The organism is Sphingomonas sp. R86520 (assembly GCF_042466285.1).
GTDB lineage: Bacteria > Pseudomonadota > Alphaproteobacteria > Sphingomonadales > Sphingomonadaceae > Sphingomonas.
Genome location: NZ_JAXHBZ010000001.1, coordinates 907,988 through 932,755 on the forward strand (window position 1 = coordinate 907,988; position 24,768 = coordinate 932,755).

Below are 24,768 nucleotides of genomic sequence, written 5' to 3' on the forward strand. Positions count from 1 at the left end.
CCTAGCGTGTCGTCCGGGCGAAACGGGAGCAACAGCGATGTGGCGATACCTGGCGGGCGGCACGGCGGTGATCGCGTTGATCGTCGCGGGCTTCATGATGTTCAGTGGGAAGGCTCGGCCGGGGCCGTTGCTACCTGCGCAACCCGTATCGCAAGCGGCCGGTACGACGGCCTCCGCCGAGCCGCTGCCCGATCGAGCCCCCGAAGCCAGCGACCGAACACGCGAGCAGAAGCGGTTCGACCGTTACGACAAGGATCGCGATGCCAAGATCACGCGCGAGGAATATCTCGTGCAGCGACGCAAGGCCTATGCGCGGCTCGACGTGGACGGTGATGGCAAGCTGTCGTTCGAGGAGTGGGCGGTGAAGGCCACGTCCAAGTTCGCCGACGCGGATCGCGACAAATCCGGGGCCATGACGGCCCCGGAATTCGCCACGACAGCGGTCAAGCGGAAGGGGCCAGTTCGGACGAACTGTCCGCCGGTTCAGGCTGCGGCAGAGGAAGGTTGAGCCACGTCGCCAGCGCGGCGCGGCCGCGATCGGTGTACATGCGCTTTCGATCAGCCTTTTTGGTACGGCCCATGATCGGCGGGAACAGGCCGAAATTGACGTTCATCGGCTGATAGGTCTCGACTTCCGCACCACCGGTGATGTGGCCCAGCAGCGCGCCGAGCGCCGTTGCATAGGGCGGGGGCGTCAGGGTCTTGCCGGTGAGTTCCGCGGCGGCGAACATCCCGGCGAGCATGCCGATCCCACAGCTCTCGATATACCCCTCGCAGCCGGTGATCTGGCCGGCGAACCGGATGTTCGGGCGCGACTTGAGGCGCAGCGTCTCATCGAGCAATTCGGGCGAGCGGATGAAGGTGTTGCGGTGCAGCCCGCCCAGCCGTGCGAACTCGGCGTTCTCCAGACCGGGAATGGTGCGGAACAGGCGGACCTGATCGGCGTGCTTCATCTTGGTCTGGAAGCCGACGATGTTCCACAGCGTGCCCTGCGCATTGTCCTGTCGGAGCTGGACGACGGCGTGCGGCCAGCGCCCGGTCTTCGGGTTGTCGAGCCCGACCGGCTTCATCGGCCCGTAGCGCAGCGTATCGACGCCGCGCTCGGCCATCACCTCGATCGGCATGCAGCCGTCGAAATAGGGGGTGTCCTTCTCCCATTCCTTGAACGGGGTCTTTTCGCCATCGATCAGGCCCTGGTGGAAGGCGAGATACTGGTCCTTGTCCATCGGGCAGTTGATGTAGTCCTTGCCCTCGCCCTTGTCCCAGCGCGACGCGAACCACGCCGTCTCCATGTCGATCGAATCGCGGTGGACGATCGGCGCGAGCGCGTCGAAGAACGCGAGCGCCTCGCGGCCGGTCTCCGCGCCGATGCCGGCGGCCAGCGATGCGGCGGTGAGCGGGCCCGTGGCGATGATCGTCGGGCCATCGGGCAGCGCGTCGATGCGCTCGCGGACCAGCGTGATGTTCGGATGCTGGTCGATCGCCTCCGTCACGCTGGCGGAGAAGTTGTCGCGGTCGACCGCGAGCGCGGAGCCGGCGGGCACGCGGTGGATGTCCGCCTGGCGCATGATCAGCGAGCCGAGCGTGCGCAGTTCCTGGTGGAGGAGACCGACCGCGTTGCTCTCGGCATCGTCCGAGCGGAAGCTGTTCGAACAGACGAGCTCCGCGAGGCCGTCGGTCTGATGCGCCGGCGTCTCTTCGCCGCTGCCGCGCATTTCGGAAAGGCGGACCTTGAGGCCAGCTTCGGCGAGCTGCCAGGCGGCTTCGGAACCGGCGAGGCCGCCGCCGATGACGTGGATGTCGTGGGTCATGGCCGCCAGATAGCGCGGGACGCTTGTCGTGTCAGGTGCGCAATCCCATTTCTTGGCCATGAAGATCTATACGATCGGCTATGAAGCCACGACGATGACGGAGTTTCTGGCGGCGCTGACGGGGGCCGGGGTGAAGCGGGTGATCGATGTCCGCGCGCTGCCCTTGTCGCGGCGGCCCGGGTTTTCGAAGACGTCCCTCGCGGTGTCGTTGCGCGAGGCCGACATCGACTATGTGCATCTGAAGGCGCTGGGGACGCCGAAGCGCGGGCGTGATGCGGCGAAGAAGGGCGACGTCGCGACGCTGACCGCGGTGTATGACGAGCAGCTCGAGCTCCCGGAGGCGCAGGCGCAGGCGGCGGTCATGCTCGGGCTGGCGGCGGAGATGCCGAGTGCCTTGCTCTGTTACGAGCGCGATCCGTGCCATTGCCACCGGACGTTGTTGCTGCAGGCTGTAGGCGAGGGGGCGGAAGTGGTCGATTTGTTTACGTAGGTTTGGCGTTGGCGGGCTGGGGGCTGGAAGCTGGGGGCTGCTGGCTGGGGGCTGCGGGCTGCGAGGTGCTTCCGGCTCTGTCACCATGCCCATTACGTCACCCTAGCGAAATTTACGTCACCCCAGCGAAAGCTGGGGTATTTCGCCGGATTAACGGCGCCCGCCAAATGGTGAGACCCCAGCTTCCGCTGGGGTGACGGCCTTCGCTGGGTGACGGCCGTAGGAAAGTGGATACCAGCCACGAGCCAAGCGCATCGCGAGTCCCGCTCGATCGTTGCAACCCATCCCCGGACCGGTTAGGTCGAACGCATTCGCCCTGGACCCGGTGTAATTCCGGGTGGCTATTCCGGCCGCCGATCCGCCGGACAACGCAACGACGCCTCTCGAACGAACCGCCCGCGCAATCGCTGCGGTTCATGCGTCCTATGCGGATAACACCATGACACCCTTATCCTTCTCCCATTACCGCGCCGAGTGGTTCAGCGGCCCTGCCGCTGCACGCCGCGACATCCTCGCCGGCATGGTCGGCACATTCGCGCTCATCCCAGAGGTCATCGCCTTCTCGTTCGTCGCGGGCATCGACCCCGAGGTCGGGCTGTTCGCGTCGTTCGTGATCGGCATCGTCATCGCCATTGCCGGCGGGCGACCGGCGATGATCTCGGGCGCAGCCGGGTCCGTCGCGCTGATTGCCGCCGCGCTCGTCCACGCCTACGGCCTCCAGTATCTCCTGGTCGCGACGATGCTGGCCGGCGTGCTCCAGATCGCGTTCGGCCTCGCCAAGCTCGACGTGCTGATGCGGTTCGTGTCGCGATCGGTCCGGACCGGCTTCGTCAACGCGCTCGCCATCCTGATCTTCTCGGCGCAGGTGCCGCAGATGGTCGGCGTCGGCTGGCAGGCCTATGCGATGATCGCCGCCGGCCTGGCGATCATCTATCTGGTGCCGCGTATCTCGACCGCGATCCCGTCGCCGCTGATCTGCATCGTCGTGCTGACCGCGATCGCGATGTGGTTCCCGATGCCGCTGAAGACGGTCGGCGATCTTGGCCGGTTGCCCAGTTCGCTGCCGTCGCTCGGGCTGCCCGACGTGCCGTTCGCCTGGGAGACGCTGAGCATTGTCGCCCCTTATGCACTGGCGATGGCGGCGGTCGGCCTGCTCGAATCGATGATGACCGCGAGCGTGGTCGACGAATTGACCGAGACGACGAGTTCGAAGGCGCGCGAGTGCACCGGTCTAGGTCTCGCCAACATCGCGGCGGGCGCGTTCGGGGGGATCGCGGGATGCGGGATGATCGGGCAGACCGTCGGCAACGTCCGCTATGGCGGCCGTGGCCGGCTGTCGACGCTGGTTGCGGGCGTCTTCCTGCTGGTCGTCATGGTGCCGCTGCGGCCGTGGGTCGCGCAGGTGCCGGTCGCGGCGCTGGTCGCGATCATGATCATGGTGTCGGCAAGCACCTTCTCCTGGGGCTCGCTGCGCGATCTCGGGCGGCATCCGAAGGTATCGGGCGTGGTGATGCTGGCGACCGTTATCGTTACCGTCGCGACGCACGACCTGTCGCTCGGCGTCGGCGTCGGCGTGTTGCTGAGCGGTGTGTTCTTCGCGTGGAAGGTCACGCGGATGATGGACGTCGCGATCGAACACGACATTGCAACCGATACGCGTATCTACCGGGTAAGCGGGCAGATCTTCTTCGCGAGCGCGGACATCTTCGCCGACCGGTTCGAGCTGCGCGAGACGGCGCGGTCGGTCCGGATCGACCTGACCGGCGCACATCTGTGGGACGTCACGGCAGTCGGTGCGCTGGAAGACGTGGTAGCCAAGTTGCGACGCCACGGCAGGATCGTCGAGATCATCGGCTTGAACCGCGCGAGCGAAACGCTCGTCGATCGTCATGCGCCGGGATTGGCGGATCCGGCCGGGGCATGATCGCCGGCCGAGCCCGGCTTATTGCTGAGGCGCGTCCTCGTTCTGCGTCGGCTCTTCATCGCGTGTGACACGGGAGGTCATGCCGGTGGCATCCGCATCGTCGAGCATCTGCTCGTCCGGCGCGACCGGCTTTTCACGCGGCGGCTCGACGACGGCCGGCGCAGGCGGCGCGACCTCGACCGGCGCTGGCTCGACCGGCGTCGGCGCTGCTGCCTCCGATTCGGTCACACCGGTGTCTTCGACCATGTTGGTATCCGTCGGCTGCTGCTGCTCAGGCTCGGAGCGTGAGCAGCCCGCCAGCGCCATCGCGGTCAGCAGGCCGCCGGCGATCGCGGTGCGGGTACGGGTGGAGATGGTCATGGTAAATCCTCTCAGCGAGCGGCGATCGTCTGGCGTGCGGTGCGCGCCTCGATCTTGGATGCGAGGATGCCGTCCCAGTCATAGGGATCGGCGCGGAAGTTCATCTGGCCGTTACCGCTGGCGAATGCGGTCCAGTACAGCAGATACACGGATACCGGCTTGACCAGGCGGGCACGGACGGTGTCGCCCTTTGCGACCGCCGCGTCCACCATGTCCGGCGTCCAGGCGGGGTCGCCCTGTAACAACAGATTGGCAAGTTCGGCAGGCTTTTCAAGACGAACGCAGCCATGGCTCGCAAGCCGACTGAAGCTCGCGAACTTCGCGCGGCTCGGCGTGTCGTGGAGATAGACCGAATAATCGTTCGCGAAATCGAACTTGAAGCGGCCGAGCGCGCTCTGGTCGCCCGCCTGCTGCTGCAGGCGCGTGCCGTCGATCACCTTGATGCCGTTGCGCTTGAAATAGCCGGGGTTGGCCTTTTCCTTCGGCCACAATTCCTTGGTCGCGATCGAAGTCGGCACGTTCCAGGGCGGGTTGATGACGATGCTGTGGATCGTCGACGAGAGCATCGGCGTCTCGTCGCCCGGTCGGCCGGTCACCGCGCGCATCGACTGTACAGGGGTATCGCCGTCGAACACGGTCAGAACCGCGGCAGCGATGTTCACCTGGATACGATCGCGCGGCAGGTTCTGCGGGAGCCAGCGCCAGCGCTCCATGTTCGCCATGATCTGACGGACGCGCTCCCCAGCCGGGACGTTCAACGCGGCGAGCGTCTGCGTCGAGACGATCCCGCTCGGGTTGAGACCATAGCGGCGCTGGGCCCGGCGGACCGCATCGACGAGAGCGGTGTCGAACTGATCGCCGCTCGTCGCGACGTCCTTGTCCTCGGCTGCCAGCCGCTTTCGTAGAGCGATCACACGGGGACCACTGGCACCGATCGTGAAGTCGGGGCCGGACGCGAGCGGCGACCAGCCACCGGCAGCAGCGATCGCGCGGTAATTCTGGAGACCCTTCCGCAGCCCGTCATAGCCCGCATAGGGCGGTGGAAGCGATGCGAACCACGCCGCTATCCGGTCGAGCCGGACCGCGTCGGCGAACGCCGGTGTCGGATCATAGGCGGGCGGGCGCAGACCCCAATCCTTCTGGAAATCAGCACCGCTGAGGCGGCCGGCATGGACCGCGCGGGCATGATCGAGCGCAGCACGGACGAGGTCCTCCTTGCCGGGCGCGGTCGTCGAGGCGGTCGCCGCGGACTTCAGGCCCTGCGCGACGATGTCGCCATTCAGAAGCTTTTCGAGCAACACCGCCTGCGCATCGCTGAGCGGCGGCACGGTGATTACCGGCGGTGCGAGCGTCGGCGTAGGCATCGCGGAGGGCGTCGTGGTCGGCACGACCGCTGGCGGTGTAACCTGTTGCGCGAACAGCGGCGTCGCCATCAGCATCGGCGTCGTGGCGATCGCCAGCACCGATCGGATCACGCCGTTCTTCACTCGTCCATCATCGAAACCGCGCGCCATAGTCGTCCTGTCTTGCCGTGTACTGCCGACGCTTTCGCACGGCGTGGCTCACCCTTAGCTGAACCGGACTCGCTAAGCATCGCCAATCGGGCCAAATTCGCAGGTTCAGGCCGATGGCGCCGATTTTTCCTGCTGCGCGAGCACCTCATACGCCATCACCGCCGTCGCGACGGCGGCGTTGAGACTGTCTGCCTTGCCGAGCATCGGGATCTTCACGAGCTGGTCGCAGGCCTGCGCCATTTCCGGCGGCATGCCTTGCGCTTCGTTGCCGGTAAGCAGGAAGGTCGGGCCGGTATAGCGCGCCGCGCGGTAATCCACGTCGGTATCGAGGCTCAGGCCGACCAACTGTCCGGGACCGGCGCGCAGCCAGGCGTGGAACGGCTCCCAGTCGGTCTTGACCACCGGGATCGTGAACAGCGCGCCCATGCTCGCGCGCACTGCCTCGACCGAGAAGGGATCGACCGACTCGCCGATCAGGATCAGGCCGCCTGCGCCGACGGCGTCGCCGGTGCGCAGGATCGTGCCGAGATTGCCGGGGTCGCGGAGCCGCTCGGCGACCAGCCAGATGCCGGCGCTGCTGCGGTCCAGATCTTCCAGCGTCGCGTCGAATTCGTCGAACACGCCAACGACGGCTTGCGGGTTATCCTTGCCGGACAGCTTCGAAAGGATGTCCGACGTGGTCTGGATCGATTCGCCGCCGGCGTCCTCGACGTCCATCGACAGCGCGTGGACGAGCGGGTGGTTGGCGCTGGCTGCGGCGTAGAACAGCGTGCGCGGCAGGCGGCCCGTTTCCCGCGCTTCGGTGAGGATGCGCAGGCCCTCGGCGAGGAACTGCCGGGCCGCGCGCCGATGCCGTTTGTCGCGCAGGTCACGGACATACTTGATCAGCGGGTTCGAAAAGGCGGTGATTTCGCGGGGCATCTAGCGCCCCTTCCGCTTGCGGGAGGGGGTGGGGGAGGGGTTTGTAAACACGCCGTCGCTCATGCCCTCCCCCGACCCCTCCCGCAAGCCGAAGGGGGGAAGAAGGTCAATCCTCGCCGAACTTCGCTTCGACCAGTTCGACCAGGGCGGCGACCGTGTGATCCGCGCCATCGCCACTCGCGCTGATCGTGATCGCGTCGCCCATCGCTGCGCCGAGCATCATCAGCCCCATGATCGACGTGCCCGTGACGTGATCGGAGCCGTCCTTGGTCACGAGCACTTCGACCGCGTGAGTCGAGGCGAGCGTCACGAACTTGGCGCTCGCGCGGGCGTGAAGCCCACGGCGATTGGTGATCTGGACGGTGCGGACCACTTCGCTCATGCCGCCGCCTCGCCGAGAACCTCGGACGCGACGGAGATGTATTTGCGTCCCGCCTCGCGCGCCGCGGCGACGGCCGCGACGACGGTCATAGACTTGCGGGCGGACCCCAGGCGTATCAGCATCGGCAGGTTCATCCCGGCAATCACCTCGATCCGGCCGCGCTCCATCAGCGAAATGGCAAGATTGGACGGCGTGCCGCCGAACAGATCGGTCAGCACGATCACGCCGCGCCCGGTGTCGACCTCCAGGATCGCGGCGGCGATGTCTGCGCGCCGACTCTCCATGTCGTCATCCGGACCGATCGCGATCGTCGCGACGCGCTCCTGCGGGCCGACGACGTGGATCATCGCGCGAACGAATTCCTCGGCCAGACGACCGTGCGTGACAAGAACAAGGCCGATCATATCAGCGTTTCATACTCATGTGACAACTCATGCTCAAACGACCGCCGGAGATCCCTCGAGCGCATCCTGCGGTGCGGCCCCCAGGTCGCGATGGCCAACACTGGGCGAAAAACCCGCTTCGCGCAACCGTCGCGCCACACGGTCTGCGACGTGAACCGACCGGTGTCTCCCTCCGGTACACCCGAAAGCGACGGTGACGTACGACTTCCCTTCGGCCTTGTAGCGCGGGAGCAACAGGATCAGCAGGTCTTCGATGCGACTCAGTGCCGCTTCATAGGCGGGATCGTCCATGATGTAGGCCGAGACGTCCGCATCGAGGCCGGTGCCGGGGCGCAGATCGGCGTCCCAGTGCGGGTTGCGGAGGAACCGCATGTCGAACACCAGGTCCGCGTTGCGAGGCAGGCCGCGGGCGAAGCCGAACGAGCGGATCGACAGCGTCGGCTCGCCCAGATCGTCACCGGCGAAGCTGGCACGGATCTGTTGCGCCAGCTCGTTGGCCGACATGTCGGTCGTATCAAGCAGGCGGTTCGCCCAGTCGCGTAGCGGCGCCAGCAACTCGCGCTCGCGACCGATGCCGTCGTTGGCGGGCCTGTCGAGCGCAAGCGGATGACGCCGCCGCGTTTCGGAATATCGGCGTTCGAGCTCGGCGCCCGAACAGTCGAGGAACAGCATCCCGACCTCCAGCCCATGGCGATCGCGCAGGTCGCGGATCCGGCGGATGATGCGCTCGGGATCGAAATCGCGGGTTCGCGCGCCGATGCCGATCGCAAGCGGCTGCGAGTTGTCGGGCGACCCTTCGGCGAGTGGTGCATCGAGCAACCGGTCGAGCAGCACTAGAGGCAGATTGTCGACGACTTCCCAGCCCAGATCCTCCAGCGTCTTCAGGACGGTCGACTTGCCTGCGCCCGACATGCCGGTGACGAGCAGGATATCCTTGGGTCGAGTCATACGGGACGGGTCATTCTACTGGCTCCGGGTTGCGCAATGCGAGTTCGACCTTGATCGGGGCGGAGGCGTGGAACGGGTCGACCGCGAACTGGCGAATCTCGATCCCCGCGATCCGGCGGACGCGGCGCTCGGGCATCCGTTCGATCGCTCCGTCGACCCGCACCAGCAGGCCTACCGGTACGGCATCGGCGTGCGGCATGGCGAGGATTCCGATGCCGCGGACTTCGATGCGGCCGGCGATCGTCGCGGGTGCGCGCGCGAGCAAGGCCTTGCCCGACCGCACGACGAGCGTCTGGTCGTCGCTGACGAGGATCGCGCCCCGGTCGATCAGCCGGAGCGCGAGGTCGGATTTGCCCGACCCGGAGGCGCCTTCGATCAGCACCGCCACGCCGTCGATCGCGACCGTTGTGGCATGGAGCCGATCGGAAGAGGGAACTGCCACGCGCCCCCTTACTCCGGCATGTCGGCGAGCGGTAGCCGTACGACGAAACGCGCGCCGCTAAGCCGGTCTTCGCGCGACTCGACGGTGATACTGCCCTGGTGGCCGTCAACGATCGTCCGTGCAATCGCGAGCCCGAGCCCGGAATGCTGGCCGAACGTCTCGCTGTCGGGGCGGACGGAGTGGAAGCGCTTGAACACCTCCTCGCGTGCGTCTTCGGGCACGCCGGGCCCTTCGTCCTCGACGCGGATGACCAGTTCGTAGCCGTCGGGGGTGGCCGAAATCGCGATCAGGCCTGCGTCCGGAGAGAAGGACAGGGCGTTGTCGATCAGGTTCTCGAAGACACGTTCGAGCCTCGCGCCTTCGCCGAGCACGGTCGCGCGGTCGTCCGGGTGACGATCGAAGCGGAGGCGGATGCCGCGTTCGATGCCGCGTGCATCCCGCTGCGCGACCAGTCCGTCGATCATCCCGGCGATATCGACGGGTTCGAACTTGGCGCGGCTGAGTTGCGCATCGAGACGCGAGGCCTCGGATATGTCGGAGAGCAGCCGGTCGAGCCGCTGGACGTCGTCGCGGACGATCGCGAGCAACTGTGCCTGCAGCGCCGGATCCTTGACGCGGGACAGTCCCTCGACCGCGGACCGGAGCGAGGCCAGAGGGTTCTTCATCTCGTGCGTCACGTCAGCGGCGAACGCCTCGGTCGCGTCGATCCTGGCCCTGAGTGCAAGGCTCATGTCCGAGAGAGCGCGCGCGAGCATGCCCAGTTCATCGCGGCGCGAGGGAAGGCGCGGCACCACCACTTCGCGGGCACGGCCGAGCCGGACGCGGACCGCGGCGCGGGCAAGCCGGCGCAGCGGACGAACGATCGTGCGGGCGAGGAACAGCGACAGCAGGATCGAGACGATCGAGACGCCGAGCAGCACCATGCTCAGGCGGAATCGCTCGATCCGGACCGTTCGGGTGATGTCGCGGGCGTTGACGGTCGTCATGACCACGCCACCCGCCGGGAGCGGCGCCGCGGCGGTGATGACCGGCGTGCGATCGGGGGCACGCCAGACCGTGGTGACGACGACACGGTGTTGCCGCGCGGTGACCACGTCCGGCCATGATTGGCTTCCACTGCGTTCGCGGTAGAGCGGCGGGCGTTGCGCCATGACGATGCCGTCGATCGCGGCATCGAGGAAACGGGCGAACGTCTGGTCCCAGTCCTCCTTGTCGGGGTCCATCAGGACGAAGTTGCGCAAGCCCAGAGCGCGGCTATCGACGATCGTGCGACCGCCTGCGTCGAACATCCGGATCCGTGATCCTGTGTCGCTGGCCAGTCGCAGTACCAGCGGATCGCGCAGCGCCGGATCGACGGCCGCGAGGGCTTCGCCGATCAAGCGGGCTTCGCGCGCCGTCTGCGCAACGCGGTTGTCGACCACGCGGCTGCGGTACGAATCGAGATAGAAGAAGCCGCCCGCCAGCAGCAGCAGCGCGAAGATGTTGACCGCCAGGATACGCCGGGTGAGCGAGATCTGCCCCGACCAGCGCAGGGTCAGATCGCGCCCGTCGATCCCCAGCTCATTCTTCAGAAAATCGATACCCGGCACCATATAATGTCTCGATAGCGTCGAATGCGGGATCGACCTGCCTGAATTTTCGGCGGAGTCGTTTTATGTGGCTGTCGATGGTCCGGTCGTCGACGTAGATGTCGTCCTGATAGGCCGCGTCCATCAGCTGGTTGCGGGTCTTCACGATCCCGGGGCGCTGCGCGAGCGTCTCGAGGATCATGAACTCGGTGACCGTCAGCGTGACCGGCTCGCCGCCCCATAGCGTGCGGTGCCGCGCCGGATCCATGCTCAGCCGCCCGCGATCGAGCGGGCCGGCAGCTTCCGCTTCCGTTTCCGTCCCCGGCGACTGGGTCAGTTCGGTGCGGCGAAGGATCGCGCGGATGCGGGCGATCAGCAGCCGCTGCGAGAAGGGCTTGGCGATATAATCGTCCGCGCCCATCGCCAACCCGAGCGCCTCATCCAGTTCATCGTCCTTGCTGGTCAGGAAGATGACCGGGATCTGGCTCTTCTCGCGCAGGCGGCGGAGCAGCTCGAGGCCGTCCATCCGCGGCATCTTGATGTCGAAGATCGCGAGATCCGGCGGGTTGTCGGTCAGTGCCTTCAACGCGGTCTCGCCGTCCGAATAGACGCGCGTGACGAAGCCTTCGGTCTGCAGCGCGATCGACACGGAGGTCAGGATGTTGCGGTCGTCGTCGACCAGCGCGATCGTTGCCGTCATTTAGGGTCGCTTGCCTCGGTCGTTGGTGTGACGGGGTAGGCCAAACGCAGCGCTCACTCAACCGTACCCGTATCGGGACGAGTGTAGCCCACACAGGTATTTGACCCGCATGGAGGCGCCGCCTACATCCCGCAGCAACGACATACATACGTATGCGCAAAAATATCTTGTGGAGAGATGCCTTGTCCAACGAACGTATTCCGGCCGGCGGCCTCGCCGTGCAGGGGATCGAAACCCGCGCCGCCCTGCATTGGAACCTGGTCACCGCGCAGCTCGTCGAGGCCGCGCTGGAACGTGGCGAAGGCAGCCTGTCCGCTGATGGGCCCCTGGTCGTCGAAACCGGCGCGCATACCGGTCGCTCGGCGCAGGACAAGTTCATCGTCCGCGATGCCGAGACGGACGCGACGGTCTGGTGGGGCAAGAGCAACAAGGCGATGGAGCCTGCGCATTTCGCCGCGCTGAAGGACGATTTCTTCGCGGCGCTCGCCGCCAAGGACGAGCTGTTCGTGCAGGATCTTTACGGCGGCTCGCAGGCCGATCACCGCGTGAATGTGCGGGTGGTCACCGAACTGGCATGGCATAACCTGTTCATCCGGACGATGCTGGTGCGGCCTGAAGAGGCTGCGCTCAAGGACTTTGTCGCGGACTATACGATCGTCGACCTGCCGAGCTTCCGCGCCGATCCCGCGCGGCACGGCTGCCGCAGCGAGACGGTGATCGCGGTGAACTTTACCGACAAGCTGATCCTGATCGGTGGCACGAAGTACGCGGGCGAGATGAAGAAGTCGGTGTTCGGCCTGCTCAACTACCTGCTGCCGCCGACCGGCGTGATGCCGATGCATTGCTCGGCGAACATGGGCGCGAACGGCGATACCGCGGTGTTCTTCGGCTTGTCGGGGACTGGCAAGACGACGCTCAGCGCCGATGCGAGCCGCACGCTGATCGGTGACGACGAGCATGGCTGGTCCGACACCGCGGTCTTCAATTTCGAGGGCGGATGCTACGCCAAGATGATTCGCCTGTCCGCCGATGCGGAGCCCGAGATCTTCGCGACGACCAAGCGCTTCGGGACGGTGCTGGAGAACGTCGTGATGGACCCGGCGACGCGGCTGCTCGATCTCGACGACCACACGCTCGCGGAGAACAGCCGCGGTGCGTATCCGATCGACTTCATCCCGAATGCGTCGGCCGAGAACATGGGGCCGGTGCCGCGCAACATCGTGATGCTGACCGCGGATGCCTACGGCGTGCTGCCGCCGATCGCCAAGCTGACCCCAGACCAGGCGATGTACCACTTCCTCTCGGGCTACACCGCACGCGTCGCGGGGACCGAGATCGGCGTGACCGAGCCCGATGCGACGTTCTCGACCTGCTTCGGCGCGCCGTTCATGCCGCGCCATCCTTCGGTCTACGGCAATTTGCTCAAGGCGCGGATCGCGAAGGGCGGCGTCGATTGCTGGCTGGTCAACACCGGCTGGACCGGCGGCAAATACGGTGTCGGCAACCGCATGCCGATCAAGGCGACGCGGGCGCTGCTGAACGCCGCGCTCGATGGGAGTTTGAACGACGCGGAGTTCCGGACGGACCCGAACTTCGGGTTCCAGGTGCCGGTGAGCGTGCCAGGTGTCGACAGCGCCATCCTCGATCCGCGAACGACCTGGGCGGACAAGGACGCGTACGATGCTACGGCGGCGAAACTGGTCGACCTGTTCGTCGAGAACTTCGCGCAGTTTGCTGAGCATGTCGACGAGGGCGTGAGGCAGGCCGCGCCGAAGGTGAGAGAGACGGCCTGAACTAAAACTCCTCTCCCCTCGGGGAGAGGAAGGGGCCCGCACGACGAAGTCGGGTGGGAAGGTGAGGGCACGTGATACGGCGTGCCCTCACCCTCGCCGCTACGCGGCTCTCCCTCTCCCCTGAGGGGAGAGGGTTTAGAGGGGCTCCACAACGACTTCACCGTCGATGACTTTGGTGATGGTTACGCGTGTCCCAACCGCCGCATCCTCATCACGTGCCGGTGAGCGTGCCGGGGGTCGACAGCGCGATCCTCGATCCGCGGGCGACCTGGACAGACAAGGACGCGTACGATGCTACGGCGGCGAAACTGGTCGACCTGTTCGTGGAGAACTTCGCGCAGTTTGCGGAGCATGTCGACGAGGGTGTCCGGCAGGCAGCGCCCCAGGTGCGTGAGACGGCCTGAACTAAAATTCAGAGGAAGGGGCCCGCACGACGAAGTCGGGTGGGAAGGTGAGGGCACGTGGTACGGCGTGCCCTCACCCTCGCCGCTACGCGGCTCTCCCTCTCCCCTGAGGGGAGAGGGTTTAGAGGGGGTCGACGACGACTTCGCCGTTTACGACGGCGCTGACTTTTACTCGTGTCCCGACCGCCGCATCCTCACCACGTGCCGGCCAGCTCCCATCGCCGACCAGTACCCGGCCACGCCCGCCGACCAGGGCGGTCTCCACAACGACCACCTGACCCACCAGCCGCGCAGACCGATCGTTCAGCATCGGATCGCCGCCCTCGACCGGATAATCCCGGTACCATCGCTTGCCGATCAGCACGGTTACCGCGCTCCAGATCGCGAACGCCGCCAATTGCGCAGGCACCGGCAGATCCGGCAGCGCGAACACTGCCAATCCGGTCACCGCCGCCGCGATCGCCAGGAAGACCAGGAAAATCCCGGGCGCCGCAAGCTCGGCGATCCCCAGCACCAACGCCGCGATCAGCCACGCGCCTGCCGCGCTGACGCCGTCCATCAGCGTTTCGGCAGCTCGAACGGACCTTTTCGCGGCTCGGGCTTGGCCGGCGGCGATGCCGTGGCATCGCGCAACGCATCCTTCGCCAGCTCCCCGATCCCGCCCAGCGTCCCCATCAACTGGGTAGCCTCGACCGGGAAGAGGATCGTCTTTGCATTTGGCGAGGTCGCGAACTTGCCGATCGCCTCGACGTACTTCTGCGCGATGAAATAGTTGATTGCCTGCGCACCACCTTCCTCGATCGCCTGGGACACCGCACGCGTCGCCGACGCCTCGGCAACCGCCGCCCGCTCACGTGCCTCGGCATCACGGAACGCCGATTCCTTGCGTCCCTCGGACTCGAGGATCCGCGCCTGCTTCTGCCCCTCGGCGCGCAGGATCTCCGACGCCCGCGAGCCCTCCGCATCGAGGATGTTCGCCCGCTTCTCGCGCTCGGCCTTCATCTGGCGGCCCATCGCGTTGACGATGTCCGCTGGCGGGCGGATGTCCTTGATCTCGACTCGCGTGATCTTGACCCCCCAAGGCGTCGTCGCGTGATCCACCACGTTGAGCAGCCGCGCATTGATCTCGTCGCGCTTCGACAGCGTCTCGTCGAGGTCCATCGAGCCCATCACCGTACGCAGGTTGGTCGTCGTGAGCTGCAGCAGCGCCTGGTACAGGTCCGACACCTCGTATGCCGCCTTGGCCGAGTCGAGCACCTGGAAGAACACGACCCCGTCGGTCGAGATCATCGCATTGTCCTTGGTGATGATCTCCTGGCCGGGGATGTCGATCACCTGCTCCATCATGTTCACCTTCCGCCCGACGCGGTAGAAGAAGGCGGGGTAGAAATTGAAGCCGGGTCGCGCGACCGTAGTGAACCGGCCGAAATGCTCGATCGTGTATTGATAACCCTGGTGGACGATCTTGATGCTGGTGAAGAGGTACAACAGCACCAGTGCCAGTAAGAGTGCGGCAACGGTCAGGCCCATCGGTTCATCCCCATCCTTGTCCCATCCGGGATCGCCGTCGCTATAGCACGGCGAAGAAGGAGAGGCCTAGCCGTACGCGCCGGCTTTGGTTACATGGCGCGCCACCTCACACCAGGAACGGCAGCTCTCATGGATATCCGCCTCGGCCTCACTTTCGACGACGTCCTCCTGTATCCGGGGGAATCGGACGTGGTGCCAAGCCAGGCCGATACCCGCACGCAGCTGACGCGCGGCATCGCGCTCAACATCCCGATCCTGTCCTCGGCGATGGACACCGTGACCGAGGCCGACATGGCGATCGTCATGGCGCAGCTCGGCGGTATGGGCGTGCTCCACCGTAACCTTACCGTCGAGCAGCAGGTCGCCGCGGTGCGCCAGGTCAAGCGCTTCGAATCGGGCATGGTGGTCAACCCGATCACGATCGCGCCGACCGCGACTCTCGGCGAGGCGCAGGCGCTTATGTCGGGCCACCGGATCAGCGGCATCCCGGTCGTCGAAGCAGACGGCAAGCTCGTCGGCATTCTCACCAACCGCGACGTGCGCTTCGCGGGCGATCCGAAACAGCCGGTCAGCGAGTTGATGACTCACGAGAACCTGGCCACCGTCTCGACCGAAGTCGGCAAGGAAGAGGCGCGCCGCCTGCTCCACCTTCGCCGGATCGAGAAGCTGCTGGTGGTCGATGCGCAGTATCGCTGCGTCGGGCTGATCACCGTCAAGGACATCGAGAAGGCGGTGATGTTCCCGGATGCCACCAAGGACGAGGCGGGGCGCCTGCGCGTGGCCGCCGCGACGACGGTCGGCGACAAGGGCTTCGACCGGACCGAGCAGTTGATCGATGCCGGCTGTGACCTGATCGTGATCGACACCGCGCACGGCCATAACCGCGACGTCGCACGCGCGGTCGAGCGGGTGAAGAAGCTGTCCAACTCGGTCCAGGTCGTCGCAGGCAATGTCGCGACGGGCGAAGCGACGCGGTCGTTGATCGGTGCGGGTGCCGACGGGATCAAGGTCGGCATCGGCCCGGGCTCGATCTGCACGACCCGCGTCGTCGCCGGCGTCGGCGTGCCGCAGCTGACCGCGGTGATGGATTGCGCGGAGGCTGGCCACAAGGCCGGCGTTCCGGTGATCGCGGATGGCGGGATTCGTACTTCGGGCGACATGGCCAAGGCGCTCGCGGCGGGCGCATCGACGGTGATGATCGGCTCGCTGCTGGCTGGCACGGACGAAGCGCCGGGCGAGACGTTCCTGTATCAGGGCCGCGCGTACAAGTCGTACCGCGGCATGGGCTCGGTCGGCGCGATGGGGCGCGGGTCGGCGGATCGCTATTTCCAGGGCGACATCAAGGATCAGCTGAAGCTGGTGCCCGAGGGCATCGAGGGGCAGGTCGCGTACAAGGGCCCGGCCAAGGACGTGATCCACCAGCTCATCGGCGGGATCAAGGCGGCGATGGGGTATACCGGGTCGGCGACGATCCCGGATCTCCAGGCGCGGGCGGAGTTCGTGCAGATTACCGGGGCGGGCTTGATGGAGAGCCACGTTCACGACGTGACGATCACGCGAGAAGCGCCGAACTACCCGACGCGGTAACGCCAGCGGGGCTTTTGCCGAAGGTGCGGCTCTCCCTTGTTCTCCCGCGAAGGCGGGAGCCCAGTCTGGGTCCCCGCCTTCGCGGGGACCCACGCTTTTCCTGGGGTATGTAAAAGATCGCTACCACCCCTATCCGTCATCCCGGCGACCGCCGGGACCCACGGACACGGTGGACCGAGCGATAGCGCGCAACCATTACCCAAATCGCAACCATGGGTCCCGGCGTCCGCCGGGATGACGGGGAGGGGGGTGACGGGGAAGGCGATAACGGATGAGGGGACGACGGGCGAAGAAATGACGGGCTACGCGCCGGCATCCGCTGCGGCGTGACGGCCAACCCGAAATTATTCCCCGTCCGCTCGCCAGAGACGCTAGGGGAGGGGATGATGACGAACACCCCGTACCAAGCCTGCCCCGGAACCCGCACGAAATCGGGAGCCCAGAAGTGACTCCTCCCGCACGCACCCAGGCCGCGATCGAACTGCTCGACCAGATCATCGCCGCAGCCCGCGAGTCCGGTGCCGCCGCCGACACACTGATCGCCCGCTACTTCGCGACCCGCCGCTACGCCGGCTCGAAGGATCGCCGCGCGGTCCGCGAACTGGTCTACGCCGCGGTTCGCAAAGCCGGTGACCGGCCAGAGAACGGGCGCACTGCAATGCTGCTCGTCGCCGATGCCGACCCCGAGCTCGCCGCGACCTTCGACGGCTCGACCCACGCCCCGGCCCCGATCGCCAAGGACGAACCCCGCGCCCGCGCCGGCGTCGCGCCGCAGTGGCTGACCAAGGCCCTCCGCGCCTCGGGGCTCGACGGCGCCGCACTCACCGACCTCGCCGGCCGCGCCACGCTCGACCTGCGCGTCAACACGCTGATCGCCGACCGCGCGACCGTCCTCGGCGCGCTCCCGGAGGCCGAAGCCACCCCACACGCGCCGTACGGCATCCGCCTGCCGACCGGCACCAACGTCGAAGCGCTCCCGCTCTTCAACGAAGGCGCGCTCGAAGTGCAGGACGAGGGCAGCCAGATCGTCGGTCTCGCGATGCAGGCGAAACCCGGCGAGCGGATCGTCGATCTGTGCGCGGGTGCCGGCGGCAAGACGCTCGCGCTCGCCGCGACGATGGCGAACGAAGGCGTTGTTCTCGCCTGCGACACCGACCGTAATCGCCTCTCGCGCCTCGCTCCGCGCGCGACCCGCGCCGGCGCGACGATCATCGAGAGCCGTCTGCTCAACCCGACGCGCGAGATCGAGGCGCTGAGCGAATGGGCCGGGCGCGCGGACGGCGTGCTGGTCGATGCCCCCTGCTCGGGCACCGGCACGTGGCGGCGCAATCCCGAGGCGCGCTGGCGGCTTACCCCCGACCGTGTCTCGCGGCTGCAATCGACGCAGCAGCAGGTGCTCTCCGTGGCCGCCACGCTGGTCAAGCCCGGCGGCGCGCTCGTCTACATCGTCTGCTCGCTGCTCGACGCCGAGGGCAATGATCAGGTGAAGTGGTTCCTGAACGCGCATCCCGGCTGGACCACCGAGCCGCTCACGCTCCCCGCGGGTGCCAAACACGGCCATGGCATCCGCCTCGAACCCGGTCGCGACGGCACCGACGGCTTTTTTGTCGCGCGCCTCCGGGCTGCGTGCTAGCCAGCCGCCCTATGGTCCAACATGTGGCCCAATCTGTGACCCGCCTGGAGACGATCATGCGTTTTTCGTCCGTTGCCCTTGCCGCCGCGCTGACCATCGTGTGCGTGTCGACATCGCTCAGTGGGCAGCGCCCCGACAGCCAGATCGACGCGCGTTCGATGCAACTGCTGGCACAGGGGCGTTCGCTGATGACGGCCGGGAATCTGGACGCTGCGACGGACACGCTGGAAACCTCGGTAGCGGTCGACCCGCGTAACCGGGCAGCGTTCCTGCTGCTCGCGCAGGTCGCCGAAACGCGCGATCTGCCGGGCAAGGCGATCCGCCTCTATCGCGAGGCGTTGCTGCTGGAGCCGAACGACGTCGCGGCGTTGAAGGGGCAGGGCGAGGCTCTGGTCGCCAAGGGCGCCGTGGTCCGCGCGAAGGACAATCTCGTGAAGATCCGGACGCTCTGCAAGGGCGCGTGCCCCGAGGCGACGCAGCTTGCGGCGGTGATCGCGAAGGGCCCGCCGATCACGACGGCACAGGTCGACAAGACGCCGGCCGCCGCCAAGGATTGAGGTTCCAGCGGGCCAGTTCCTCTTGCACCACCCCGGCGAAGGCCGGGGCCCGGTTGGGAAACAACAATAACCTCGGACGGCGGGTCGTTACCACGGCCTTGCCAACTGGGCCCCGGCCTCCGCCGGGGTGGTGCTTCTCGAAATTCTGAATGCGTCTGGGTTAACTGCCCCCTTGCTACCCGACCGCCTTCGCCAACGCGGTGAAATCCGCCACCGACAGCGTCTCAGCCCGTCGCGTAGCCTCCACCCCGATCCGCTCCAGCGCATCGAGCGCCCCGGGCACACCCTTCAAGCTCTGCCGTAACATCTTCCGCCGCTGCCCGAACGCCGCGCCCGTCAGTCGCTCCAGCACCGCGAAGTTCACCCCCTCGGGGGCCTCGACCGGCGTCAGATGCACCACTGCCGACATCACCTTCGGCGGTGGCGTGAAGGCGGACCGGTGCACCGGCATGGCGATCCGGGCGGTCGAGCGCCACTGCGCCAGTACCGCCAGCCGGCCGTAATGATCGTCGTTGGTCTTCGCCACGATCCGCTCCGCGACTTCCTTCTGGAACATCAGCGTGCACGATTGCCACCATGGCAGCCACGACGTCGACAGCCAGCCGACCAGCAGCGCCGTGCCGATATTGTACGGCAGGTTCGAGACGATGTGCGGCTTGCCCTCGAACAGGGCCGGGGCGTCGACTTCCATCGCGTCACCCTCGATCACGCGCAGCCGCCCAGGAAAGGCCTCACCAAGTTCGGCGAGCGCGGGGATGCAGCGCCGGTCACGCTCGATCGCGGTCACGCGGGCCCCCGCCGCGAGCAGTGCCCGCGTCAGGCCGCCCGGGCCGGGCCCGACTTCGAGCACTTCGGCATCCTGGAGATCGCCGGGCACCGCCGCAATCCGCTTGAGCAATTGCCCGTCGAACAGGAAATTCTGCCCAAGTGCCTTGCTCGCGTTCAAGCCATAGCGCGCGATGACTTCGCGCAGCGGTGGTAGCTCGGTCATGGCTTGCAAGCGGCAGTCTGCTCGCGCCGATCCGCGGCTTCGCCCGCCATCGCGATCGCGGCGATCATCGCGCCGGGTTCGGCGACGTTCTTGCCGGCGATCGCAAAGGCGGTGCCGTGATCGGGCGAGGTCCGCACGATCGGCAGGCCCAGCGTCATGTTCACGCCCTCGTCGAAGTGGATCGTCTTCAGGGGGACGAGTGCCTGATCGTGATAACAGCACATCACGACGTCATAGGTCGTACGCGCGCGGGGATGGAACATCGTGTCGGCCGCGAACGGTCCCGACGCGTCGATGCCCTCTTCGCGCAGGATGGCGATGGCCGGCGCGATGATGTCGATCTCTTCGCGACCCAACGCACCCTGTTCGCCCGCGTGCGGATTGAAGCCGGCAAAGGCGAGTCGCGGGTTTTCTATCCCGAAATTACGCAGCAGGCCGCGCGCCGTCGCCCGCGCCTTCGCAACGATGAGTTCGACGGACAGCAACCCTGATACTTCGTTGAGCGGTACATGCGTCGTTATCGGAACGACCTTCAGCGACGGCCCCGCCAGCATCATCACCGCGTTATCGCCCGCTACGCCGTAGCGCTCAGCGACGAACTCGGTCTGGCCCGGATGGGTGAAGCCGATCGCGTAGAGCTGCGCCTTCGATACCGGGCCCGTTACCAACGCGCGCGCGGCGCCGGTACGAACCAGCCCGACGGCCAACTCGAGCGAATGCAGCGCACAGCGGGCGCCTTCGGCATCGGGAACTCCGGGCGTGATGTCGCCGGCATCTTCGACGGTCAGGACCGGCAGCGCCTGCGGGAAAGCCGCCGCCACTTCGCCGAGGTCGGCAATCCGCGCAACCGGCCCATTCCAGACGCGCTCGACCGCGCGCGCATCGCCCACCGCGACGAACGGGGGAAGGGCGTTCGCAACCCTCCTCTCCCAAGCCTTGGCGATGATTTCCGGCCCGATCCCCGCCGGGTCGCCCATCGATACCGCGAGCGGCAGCACGGCGGTCACGCGCCGATCAACGATATTCGACGACGGCATCGCGCCGCAGATCGCGCAGTTTCTGCTGCGCCCGCAGATTGACGCGCTGCTGTTCGAGCTGGCCCTGGATCTGTTCCGAGTTCGGCACCGAACCGCCAGCCGCTTCGTCGCGACCACACAACACCAGCGCGCGCACGCCCTGCTCGGCGGAACCGAACGGCGGGCTCGACTCGCCAACCTGGAGCTTCAGCATCACTTCCTGCAGCTGCGGCGGCAGATCGCGGATCCGGACGGTGTCGTTGTCGACCACGTCCGCGCCGATCCCGGCCGCGACCTTCTCGACCGTACCACAGCCGCGCAACTCCTGGGTCGCCTTGGCGAATGCCTGCGCCCGCGCCGTGGCCTGTGCCTGGTTGGTGTTCGGCGGGAAGCGCAACGTCAGCTGCTTCAGGCTCAGCTTGGCATCGCGCGGGTCGGCGGTCAGCACCTGGCGCTTGTCGGTGAGATACAGGATCGAATAGCCGCCGGACACCTCGATGGGCCCTGCGACCTGGCCGACCTGCATCGTCGTCGCGGCTTCGGCCAGCTGGCTCGGCAAGGTGGCTGCACGGATCCAGCCGAGATCGCCGCCGACGGCCCGCGTCGATGCTTCGGAGAACTGCCGAGCATAATATTCGAACGGCTGCGCGCCCTTCTGAATTTCCTGCAGGATCTGCTTTGCGTTCGCATAGACCTGCTGGCTGTTCGCCGGCGTCGCCGCGAGATAGATTTCCTTGAGGTTGAACTCGTCGGTACCCTTGGCGGCCTGGAGACGATCGATGATCGACTTCACCTCCTCGTCGCCGACGTTGACGAAGGGCTCGACCCGGCGACGCAGATACCGCTGCCAGGCAAGCTCGCCCTCGATCTGACGCTTGAGCGAACGATCGGACGATCCGGATTCGCGCAGATACGTGCGCATCGCGACCGGGGTGCGATTGAACCGCTTCGCCACCGCGTCGTAGCTCTGGGTCAGTTCGGCGGGCGTGATCGTGATGTCGGCGGTCTTCGCCTCCTGGATCTGCAGCGTCTCGTCGATCAGCTGGCGCAGCACCTGCAGCTTCAACCGCTCGCGATCCTCGGCGGACAGCTTGGCTTCGTTCGCCATCGCCACCAGCGCGACGCGCTGATCGACGTCGGTCCCGGTGATCACGGTGTCGTTGACGATCGCGGTCGGCTTGCGGACGTTCGGGTCGAGCTTGCCAAAGATCTGAAGGTTCGCCGGGATATCGAGACCCGTATTGTCGGGTACGCTCTGGTCCGGCACGGTCTGCGCCAGCGCACTCGCTGCGAGCGCCGCCAAAACCACCGCACCGATCACACGGCCGCCACGCGCCGCCAGTCGAACATCATGCTTCAAGTGTCGGTATCCCATCATCGCGCCCCGTAAACAGCACCGCCATTGTCATGGCGACGCGTATTCGGCGCGGCTTGCCTCGATTTAGCTGAACGCGGGCTTAGCGGCCGAGGTTGGTGAACGCCAGCGTCAACAGGAAGCTGTTGCCCTTCCGCGCGTCGCCCGTGTCGTTGTAGGTCCGTCGCCATGTCGCGCCGAGGCGCAGGCAGTCATCCTCATACTGCACGCCGAGGCGGTGACGGATCGGGCTGAAGCCGTCGCTGACCGACAGCGGATCCTCCGACTTGTTCGTCAGATCGACCACCCCGGAGCCGAACGCCGACCAGAACCGCGCGAATTGCACGCGGCCGGCAACGCGGACCTCCTCGCGGTCGCGCAGATCCTCGATCGCCGCATCAATATTACGGTTCAGCTTCAGATACCCCACCAGCACATAGGTGGCGCGCGAACCGATCGTCGCGTCCAGCTCGTTGCGCCGGATCGCAAAGCTGTCCTTGTCGAGCCTGTAGCGATGGACGATCGAGACGAAGTCGCGAAACCGAAGCTCGGTGCGTCCGACGATATCCGAGAAGCGGTCGCTGAGGCCGGTGCCGTCGGGAAGGATCGTCGGCCGCGTACCCAGGCGATAGCTCTGGCCGACATTCGTCGTGAAGCTGATCCCGGGCAGGTCGAGAGCCCATTCACCGCCATAGGTCGCGCGGGACGCGTCCTCGAACCGATCGTAGCCGGCAAACCGGTTGAGCGCGAACAGGTTGGTATCATCGAGATCGACCGCGCGGGAATCTTCGTTCGGCAGGGTCGTGTTGGCGACCTTCGGCGCCGCGACGATCTGGACGCGCGGCGTGAAGCGCTGCGTGCCGCCAAGGAACGTGCCGATGAACGGCCATTTCACGTCGACCGCAACCGCGCCGATCGCGCGCTGGTGAAACCCGTCGAGCCCGCGATAGCCGATGTTGGTCGTCGCGAGCGTATCGCTCGTGTTGTACAGGTCGCCGCGCGCGAACGCGGTGAAGGTGACCTCCTGGCCCCAGTTGGTCAGGCGGCGCAGGTCCCATTGCAAGCTGGCGAACGCGCGCTGCGTGTCCTGGCCATCGGTGCGTGTCAGCGCGAGCGTGTTCAGCTGAAGCTGGAACCGACCGCCGACAAGGCCATCGTCGAAGCGTTTGCGATAATCGATCTCGGGCAGCGCGATCGGCTGTTGCCCCTGGCTGTCGTTCACGCGCAAGGTCTGCGCATACCAGCCGGTAAGCGAGAAATAACTGCTGTCGTCGATCCGTTCGAGGCTGGCAGTGCTGCGCAGCCGGTCGTCACGCGAGATGTCGTAGCGACGCAGGAATGTCCGGTCGGTCGTCAGGCGCAGCGAACCGCTGACGCTCCAGTTCGGCGACAATTGATAGCGTGCCATCCCGTCGAGATAGCCGCGGAACGCCATGCTGGTATCGGTCGGATCGGCGGTCGTCAGGTCGTCGCTGCGCCGGCTCTCGGTGGCATAGGCCCGCACGCGAAACGCGCCCTTCGTACTCAACGCCGAATAATCCACCTGCGCCATCGGCAGCACGCTGGTGTAGATGTGCGGCGTGATGATCAGCCCCTGATTGGGGGCAAGCTTCCAATAATAGGGCAGGCTGACTTCGAACCCGTTGACCCGGCTATACCCACCGTCCGGCGAGAGAAGGCCGCTGTCGCTGCCGCCACCTACCGGATTAGAGAATTTGGGCAGCGGCAGGCTCGGCAGGCCGAACAGATGCAGCCGTGCGCCGGAATAATAGATGCGTTTGCGTTCGGGACGATAGGTGACGCGGACCGCGGTGATCTTCCACGTCGGTTCCTTCGGACAGCCGGCTGCGTTGGTGACGCCGCACGGTGTGTATGCGGCAGTGCGCAGGTTCACCGTACCGTCGGTCTCGCGCGTGCCTTGCTTGGCCGCCAGTCGCCCGCCCTGTTCGAGCACGACGAGCATGTTGTCGACCACGCCGTCCTTCAGCGAATCGGTCAGGTTGATCTCGTCGCCGTATGCGATGTCGCCTTCGGGATTGGTGACCGCGATGTTGCCGGTCGCGACGACCTTGCCGGTCTTTCGGTTCCAGACGACCTTGTCGGCGCGCAGGCGATTGCCTTGGCGGAACATCCGGACTTCACCGGTCGCGGTGACGATATCGGTGTTGGTGTTGTACTCCAGCGCCGTGGAGCTGAACTGCACCTGGTCCTCCGCCGGCGTTGCGGTCGACGCGTTGGCAACCGGCGGATCCTGCACCGGAGGCGCCACGGGGCGGCTCTGGAAATCCTGAGCCTGCGCCGGGGCCGCGGCCAGTCCGGTCGCCAGCGCGAGCGAAAGGGCGCAACCCGTCAAAAGGTCGATACGCAACACGATCCGAACCAACCCCTTTGGCACTGGGCAGCCGTTTGCCACCATATCGCCCGCCTATCGCACCACCG

General features: G+C 66.5%; 23 protein-coding genes, 1 pseudogene and 1 other annotated feature. Of the genes and pseudogenes, 8 read left to right on the forward strand and 16 right to left on the reverse strand.

The window, feature by feature from the left end; all coding sequences use genetic code 11:
• Positions 1-37: 37 nt before the first annotated feature.
• Complete coding sequence (locus SJY41_RS04395) at positions 38-508, forward strand: EF-hand domain-containing protein (protein ID WP_380779390.1); 471 nt, start codon at positions 38-40, stop codon at positions 506-508.
• On the opposite strand, the gene trmFO is transcribed toward SJY41_RS04395, so the two are convergent.
• Complete coding sequence (gene trmFO, locus SJY41_RS04400) at positions 444-1,811, reverse strand: methylenetetrahydrofolate--tRNA-(uracil(54)-C(5))-methyltransferase (FADH(2)-oxidizing) TrmFO (protein ID WP_380784056.1); 1,368 nt, start codon at positions 1,809-1,811, stop codon at positions 444-446. The genes SJY41_RS04395 and trmFO overlap by 65 nt on opposite strands.
• A gap of 58 nt (positions 1,812-1,869) precedes the next feature.
• Here trmFO and SJY41_RS04405 point away from each other — a divergent pair, with 58 nt between their 5' ends.
• Complete coding sequence (locus SJY41_RS04405) at positions 1,870-2,301, forward strand: DUF488 family protein (RefSeq protein WP_380779392.1); 432 nt, start codon at positions 1,870-1,872, stop codon at positions 2,299-2,301.
• A 315-nt stretch (positions 2,302-2,616) separates the two neighbouring features.
• Positions 2,617-2,672: a sequence feature (sul1 is cis-regulatory element that is thought to sense ions involved in sulfur or methionine metabolism; They are found in Alphaproteobacteria), on the forward strand.
• Positions 2,673-2,740: 68 nt separating this feature from the next.
• Positions 2,741-4,225 (forward strand): SulP family inorganic anion transporter, encoded by a 1,485-nt coding sequence (locus tag SJY41_RS04410; protein WP_380779394.1) that lies wholly within the window; start codon positions 2,741-2,743, stop codon positions 4,223-4,225.
• An 18-nt stretch (positions 4,226-4,243) separates the two neighbouring features.
• Here the strand turns inward: SJY41_RS04410 and SJY41_RS04415 are convergent, their stop codons facing one another.
• From SJY41_RS04415 to SJY41_RS04455, 9 genes are all read right to left on the reverse strand, one after another.
• The gene (locus tag SJY41_RS04415; protein WP_380779396.1) at positions 4,244-4,585 is read right to left on the reverse strand and encodes a hypothetical protein; all 342 of its coding nucleotides are present in this window, start codon (positions 4,583-4,585) and stop codon (positions 4,244-4,246) included.
• An 11-nt stretch (positions 4,586-4,596) separates the two neighbouring features.
• Positions 4,597-6,024 (reverse strand): murein L,D-transpeptidase, encoded by a 1,428-nt coding sequence (locus SJY41_RS04420; protein ID WP_380784057.1) that lies wholly within the window; start codon positions 6,022-6,024, stop codon positions 4,597-4,599.
• Between the two features lie 180 nt (positions 6,025-6,204).
• On the reverse strand, positions 6,205-7,020 hold the full coding sequence (locus tag SJY41_RS04425; RefSeq protein WP_380779398.1) for a TrmH family RNA methyltransferase: 816 nt from the start codon (positions 7,018-7,020) through the stop codon (positions 6,205-6,207).
• A gap of 106 nt (positions 7,021-7,126) precedes the next feature.
• Positions 7,127-7,402 (reverse strand): HPr family phosphocarrier protein, encoded by a 276-nt coding sequence (locus SJY41_RS04430; RefSeq protein ID WP_380779400.1) that lies wholly within the window; start codon positions 7,400-7,402, stop codon positions 7,127-7,129.
• Positions 7,399-7,806, reverse strand: coding sequence for a PTS sugar transporter subunit IIA (locus SJY41_RS04435; RefSeq protein WP_380779402.1), 408 nt, complete (start codon positions 7,804-7,806; stop codon positions 7,399-7,401). The genes SJY41_RS04430 and SJY41_RS04435 overlap by 4 nt, the downstream gene beginning before the upstream one ends.
• Positions 7,807-7,839: 33 nt before the next feature.
• The gene (gene rapZ, locus SJY41_RS04440; protein WP_380779404.1) at positions 7,840-8,754 is read right to left on the reverse strand and encodes an RNase adapter RapZ; all 915 of its coding nucleotides are present in this window, start codon (positions 8,752-8,754) and stop codon (positions 7,840-7,842) included.
• A 10-nt stretch (positions 8,755-8,764) separates the two neighbouring features.
• On the reverse strand, positions 8,765-9,196 hold the full coding sequence (locus SJY41_RS04445) for an HPr kinase/phosphorylase (protein WP_380779406.1): 432 nt from the start codon (positions 9,194-9,196) through the stop codon (positions 8,765-8,767).
• 8 nt (positions 9,197-9,204) lie between these two features.
• Positions 9,205-10,788 carry a stimulus-sensing domain-containing protein gene (locus tag SJY41_RS04450; protein WP_380779408.1) on the reverse strand — a complete coding sequence of 528 codons (1,584 nt, stop codon included), beginning with the start codon at positions 10,786-10,788 and terminating at the stop codon, positions 9,205-9,207.
• Positions 10,757-11,464 (reverse strand): response regulator transcription factor, encoded by a 708-nt coding sequence (locus SJY41_RS04455; protein ID WP_353442738.1) that lies wholly within the window; start codon positions 11,462-11,464, stop codon positions 10,757-10,759. The genes SJY41_RS04450 and SJY41_RS04455 overlap by 32 nt, the downstream gene beginning before the upstream one ends.
• 182 nt (positions 11,465-11,646) lie before the next feature.
• On the opposite strand from SJY41_RS04455, the gene SJY41_RS04460 reads away from it, so the two are divergent.
• Both SJY41_RS04460 and SJY41_RS04465 read left to right on the forward strand, forming a co-directional pair.
• On the forward strand, positions 11,647-13,257 hold the full coding sequence (locus SJY41_RS04460) for a phosphoenolpyruvate carboxykinase (protein WP_380779410.1): 1,611 nt from the start codon (positions 11,647-11,649) through the stop codon (positions 13,255-13,257).
• A 212-nt stretch (positions 13,258-13,469) separates the two neighbouring features.
• Positions 13,470-13,661 (forward strand): annotated as a pseudogene (locus SJY41_RS04465) (phosphoenolpyruvate carboxykinase (ATP)); the annotation flags it as partial.
• Between the two features lie 121 nt (positions 13,662-13,782).
• Here the strand turns inward: SJY41_RS04465 and SJY41_RS04470 are convergent.
• Together SJY41_RS04470 and SJY41_RS04475 are read right to left on the reverse strand one after the other, a co-directional pair.
• Positions 13,783-14,220 (reverse strand): NfeD family protein, encoded by a 438-nt coding sequence (locus tag SJY41_RS04470; protein ID WP_380779412.1) that lies wholly within the window; start codon positions 14,218-14,220, stop codon positions 13,783-13,785.
• Positions 14,220-15,191 carry an SPFH domain-containing protein gene (locus SJY41_RS04475; RefSeq protein ID WP_380779414.1) on the reverse strand — a complete coding sequence of 324 codons (972 nt, stop codon included), beginning with the start codon at positions 15,189-15,191 and terminating at the stop codon, positions 14,220-14,222. Before SJY41_RS04475 ends, SJY41_RS04470 begins: the two co-directional genes overlap by 1 nt.
• 129 nt (positions 15,192-15,320) lie before the next feature.
• Here SJY41_RS04475 and guaB point away from each other — a divergent pair, with 129 nt between their 5' ends.
• From guaB to SJY41_RS04490, 3 genes are all read left to right on the forward strand, one after another.
• Positions 15,321-16,778, forward strand: a complete 1,458-nt coding sequence (gene guaB / locus SJY41_RS04480; RefSeq protein WP_380779416.1) for an IMP dehydrogenase — start codon at positions 15,321-15,323, stop codon at positions 16,776-16,778.
• A gap of 445 nt (positions 16,779-17,223) precedes the next feature.
• Positions 17,224-18,411, forward strand: coding sequence for an RsmB/NOP family class I SAM-dependent RNA methyltransferase (locus SJY41_RS04485; protein ID WP_380779418.1), 1,188 nt, complete (start codon positions 17,224-17,226; stop codon positions 18,409-18,411).
• A 56-nt stretch (positions 18,412-18,467) separates the two neighbouring features.
• Positions 18,468-18,968 (forward strand): tetratricopeptide repeat protein, encoded by a 501-nt coding sequence (locus SJY41_RS04490; protein WP_380779420.1) that lies wholly within the window; start codon positions 18,468-18,470, stop codon positions 18,966-18,968.
• A gap of 175 nt (positions 18,969-19,143) precedes the next feature.
• On the opposite strand, the gene rsmA is transcribed toward SJY41_RS04490, so the two are convergent.
• The 4 genes from rsmA to SJY41_RS04510 all read right to left on the reverse strand — a co-directional run bounded on the left by rsmA (position 19,144) and on the right by SJY41_RS04510 (position 24,700).
• Positions 19,144-19,959, reverse strand: a complete 816-nt coding sequence (gene rsmA / locus SJY41_RS04495) for a 16S rRNA (adenine(1518)-N(6)/adenine(1519)-N(6))-dimethyltransferase RsmA (protein ID WP_380779422.1) — start codon at positions 19,957-19,959, stop codon at positions 19,144-19,146.
• Positions 19,956-20,996: a 4-hydroxythreonine-4-phosphate dehydrogenase PdxA gene (gene pdxA / locus SJY41_RS04500; protein ID WP_380779424.1), complete on the reverse strand. Its 1,041-nt coding sequence runs from the start codon at positions 20,994-20,996 to the stop codon at positions 19,956-19,958. The genes rsmA and pdxA overlap by 4 nt, the downstream gene beginning before the upstream one ends.
• Entirely contained in the window at positions 20,974-22,335 is a 1,362-nt protein-coding gene (locus SJY41_RS04505) for a peptidylprolyl isomerase (RefSeq protein ID WP_380779425.1), read from the reverse strand. The genes pdxA and SJY41_RS04505 overlap by 23 nt, the downstream gene beginning before the upstream one ends.
• A gap of 97 nt (positions 22,336-22,432) precedes the next feature.
• Positions 22,433-24,700 carry an LPS-assembly protein LptD gene (locus SJY41_RS04510; RefSeq protein WP_380779426.1) on the reverse strand — a complete coding sequence of 756 codons (2,268 nt, stop codon included), beginning with the start codon at positions 24,698-24,700 and terminating at the stop codon, positions 22,433-22,435.
• Between the last annotated feature and the right edge of the window lie 68 nt (positions 24,701-24,768).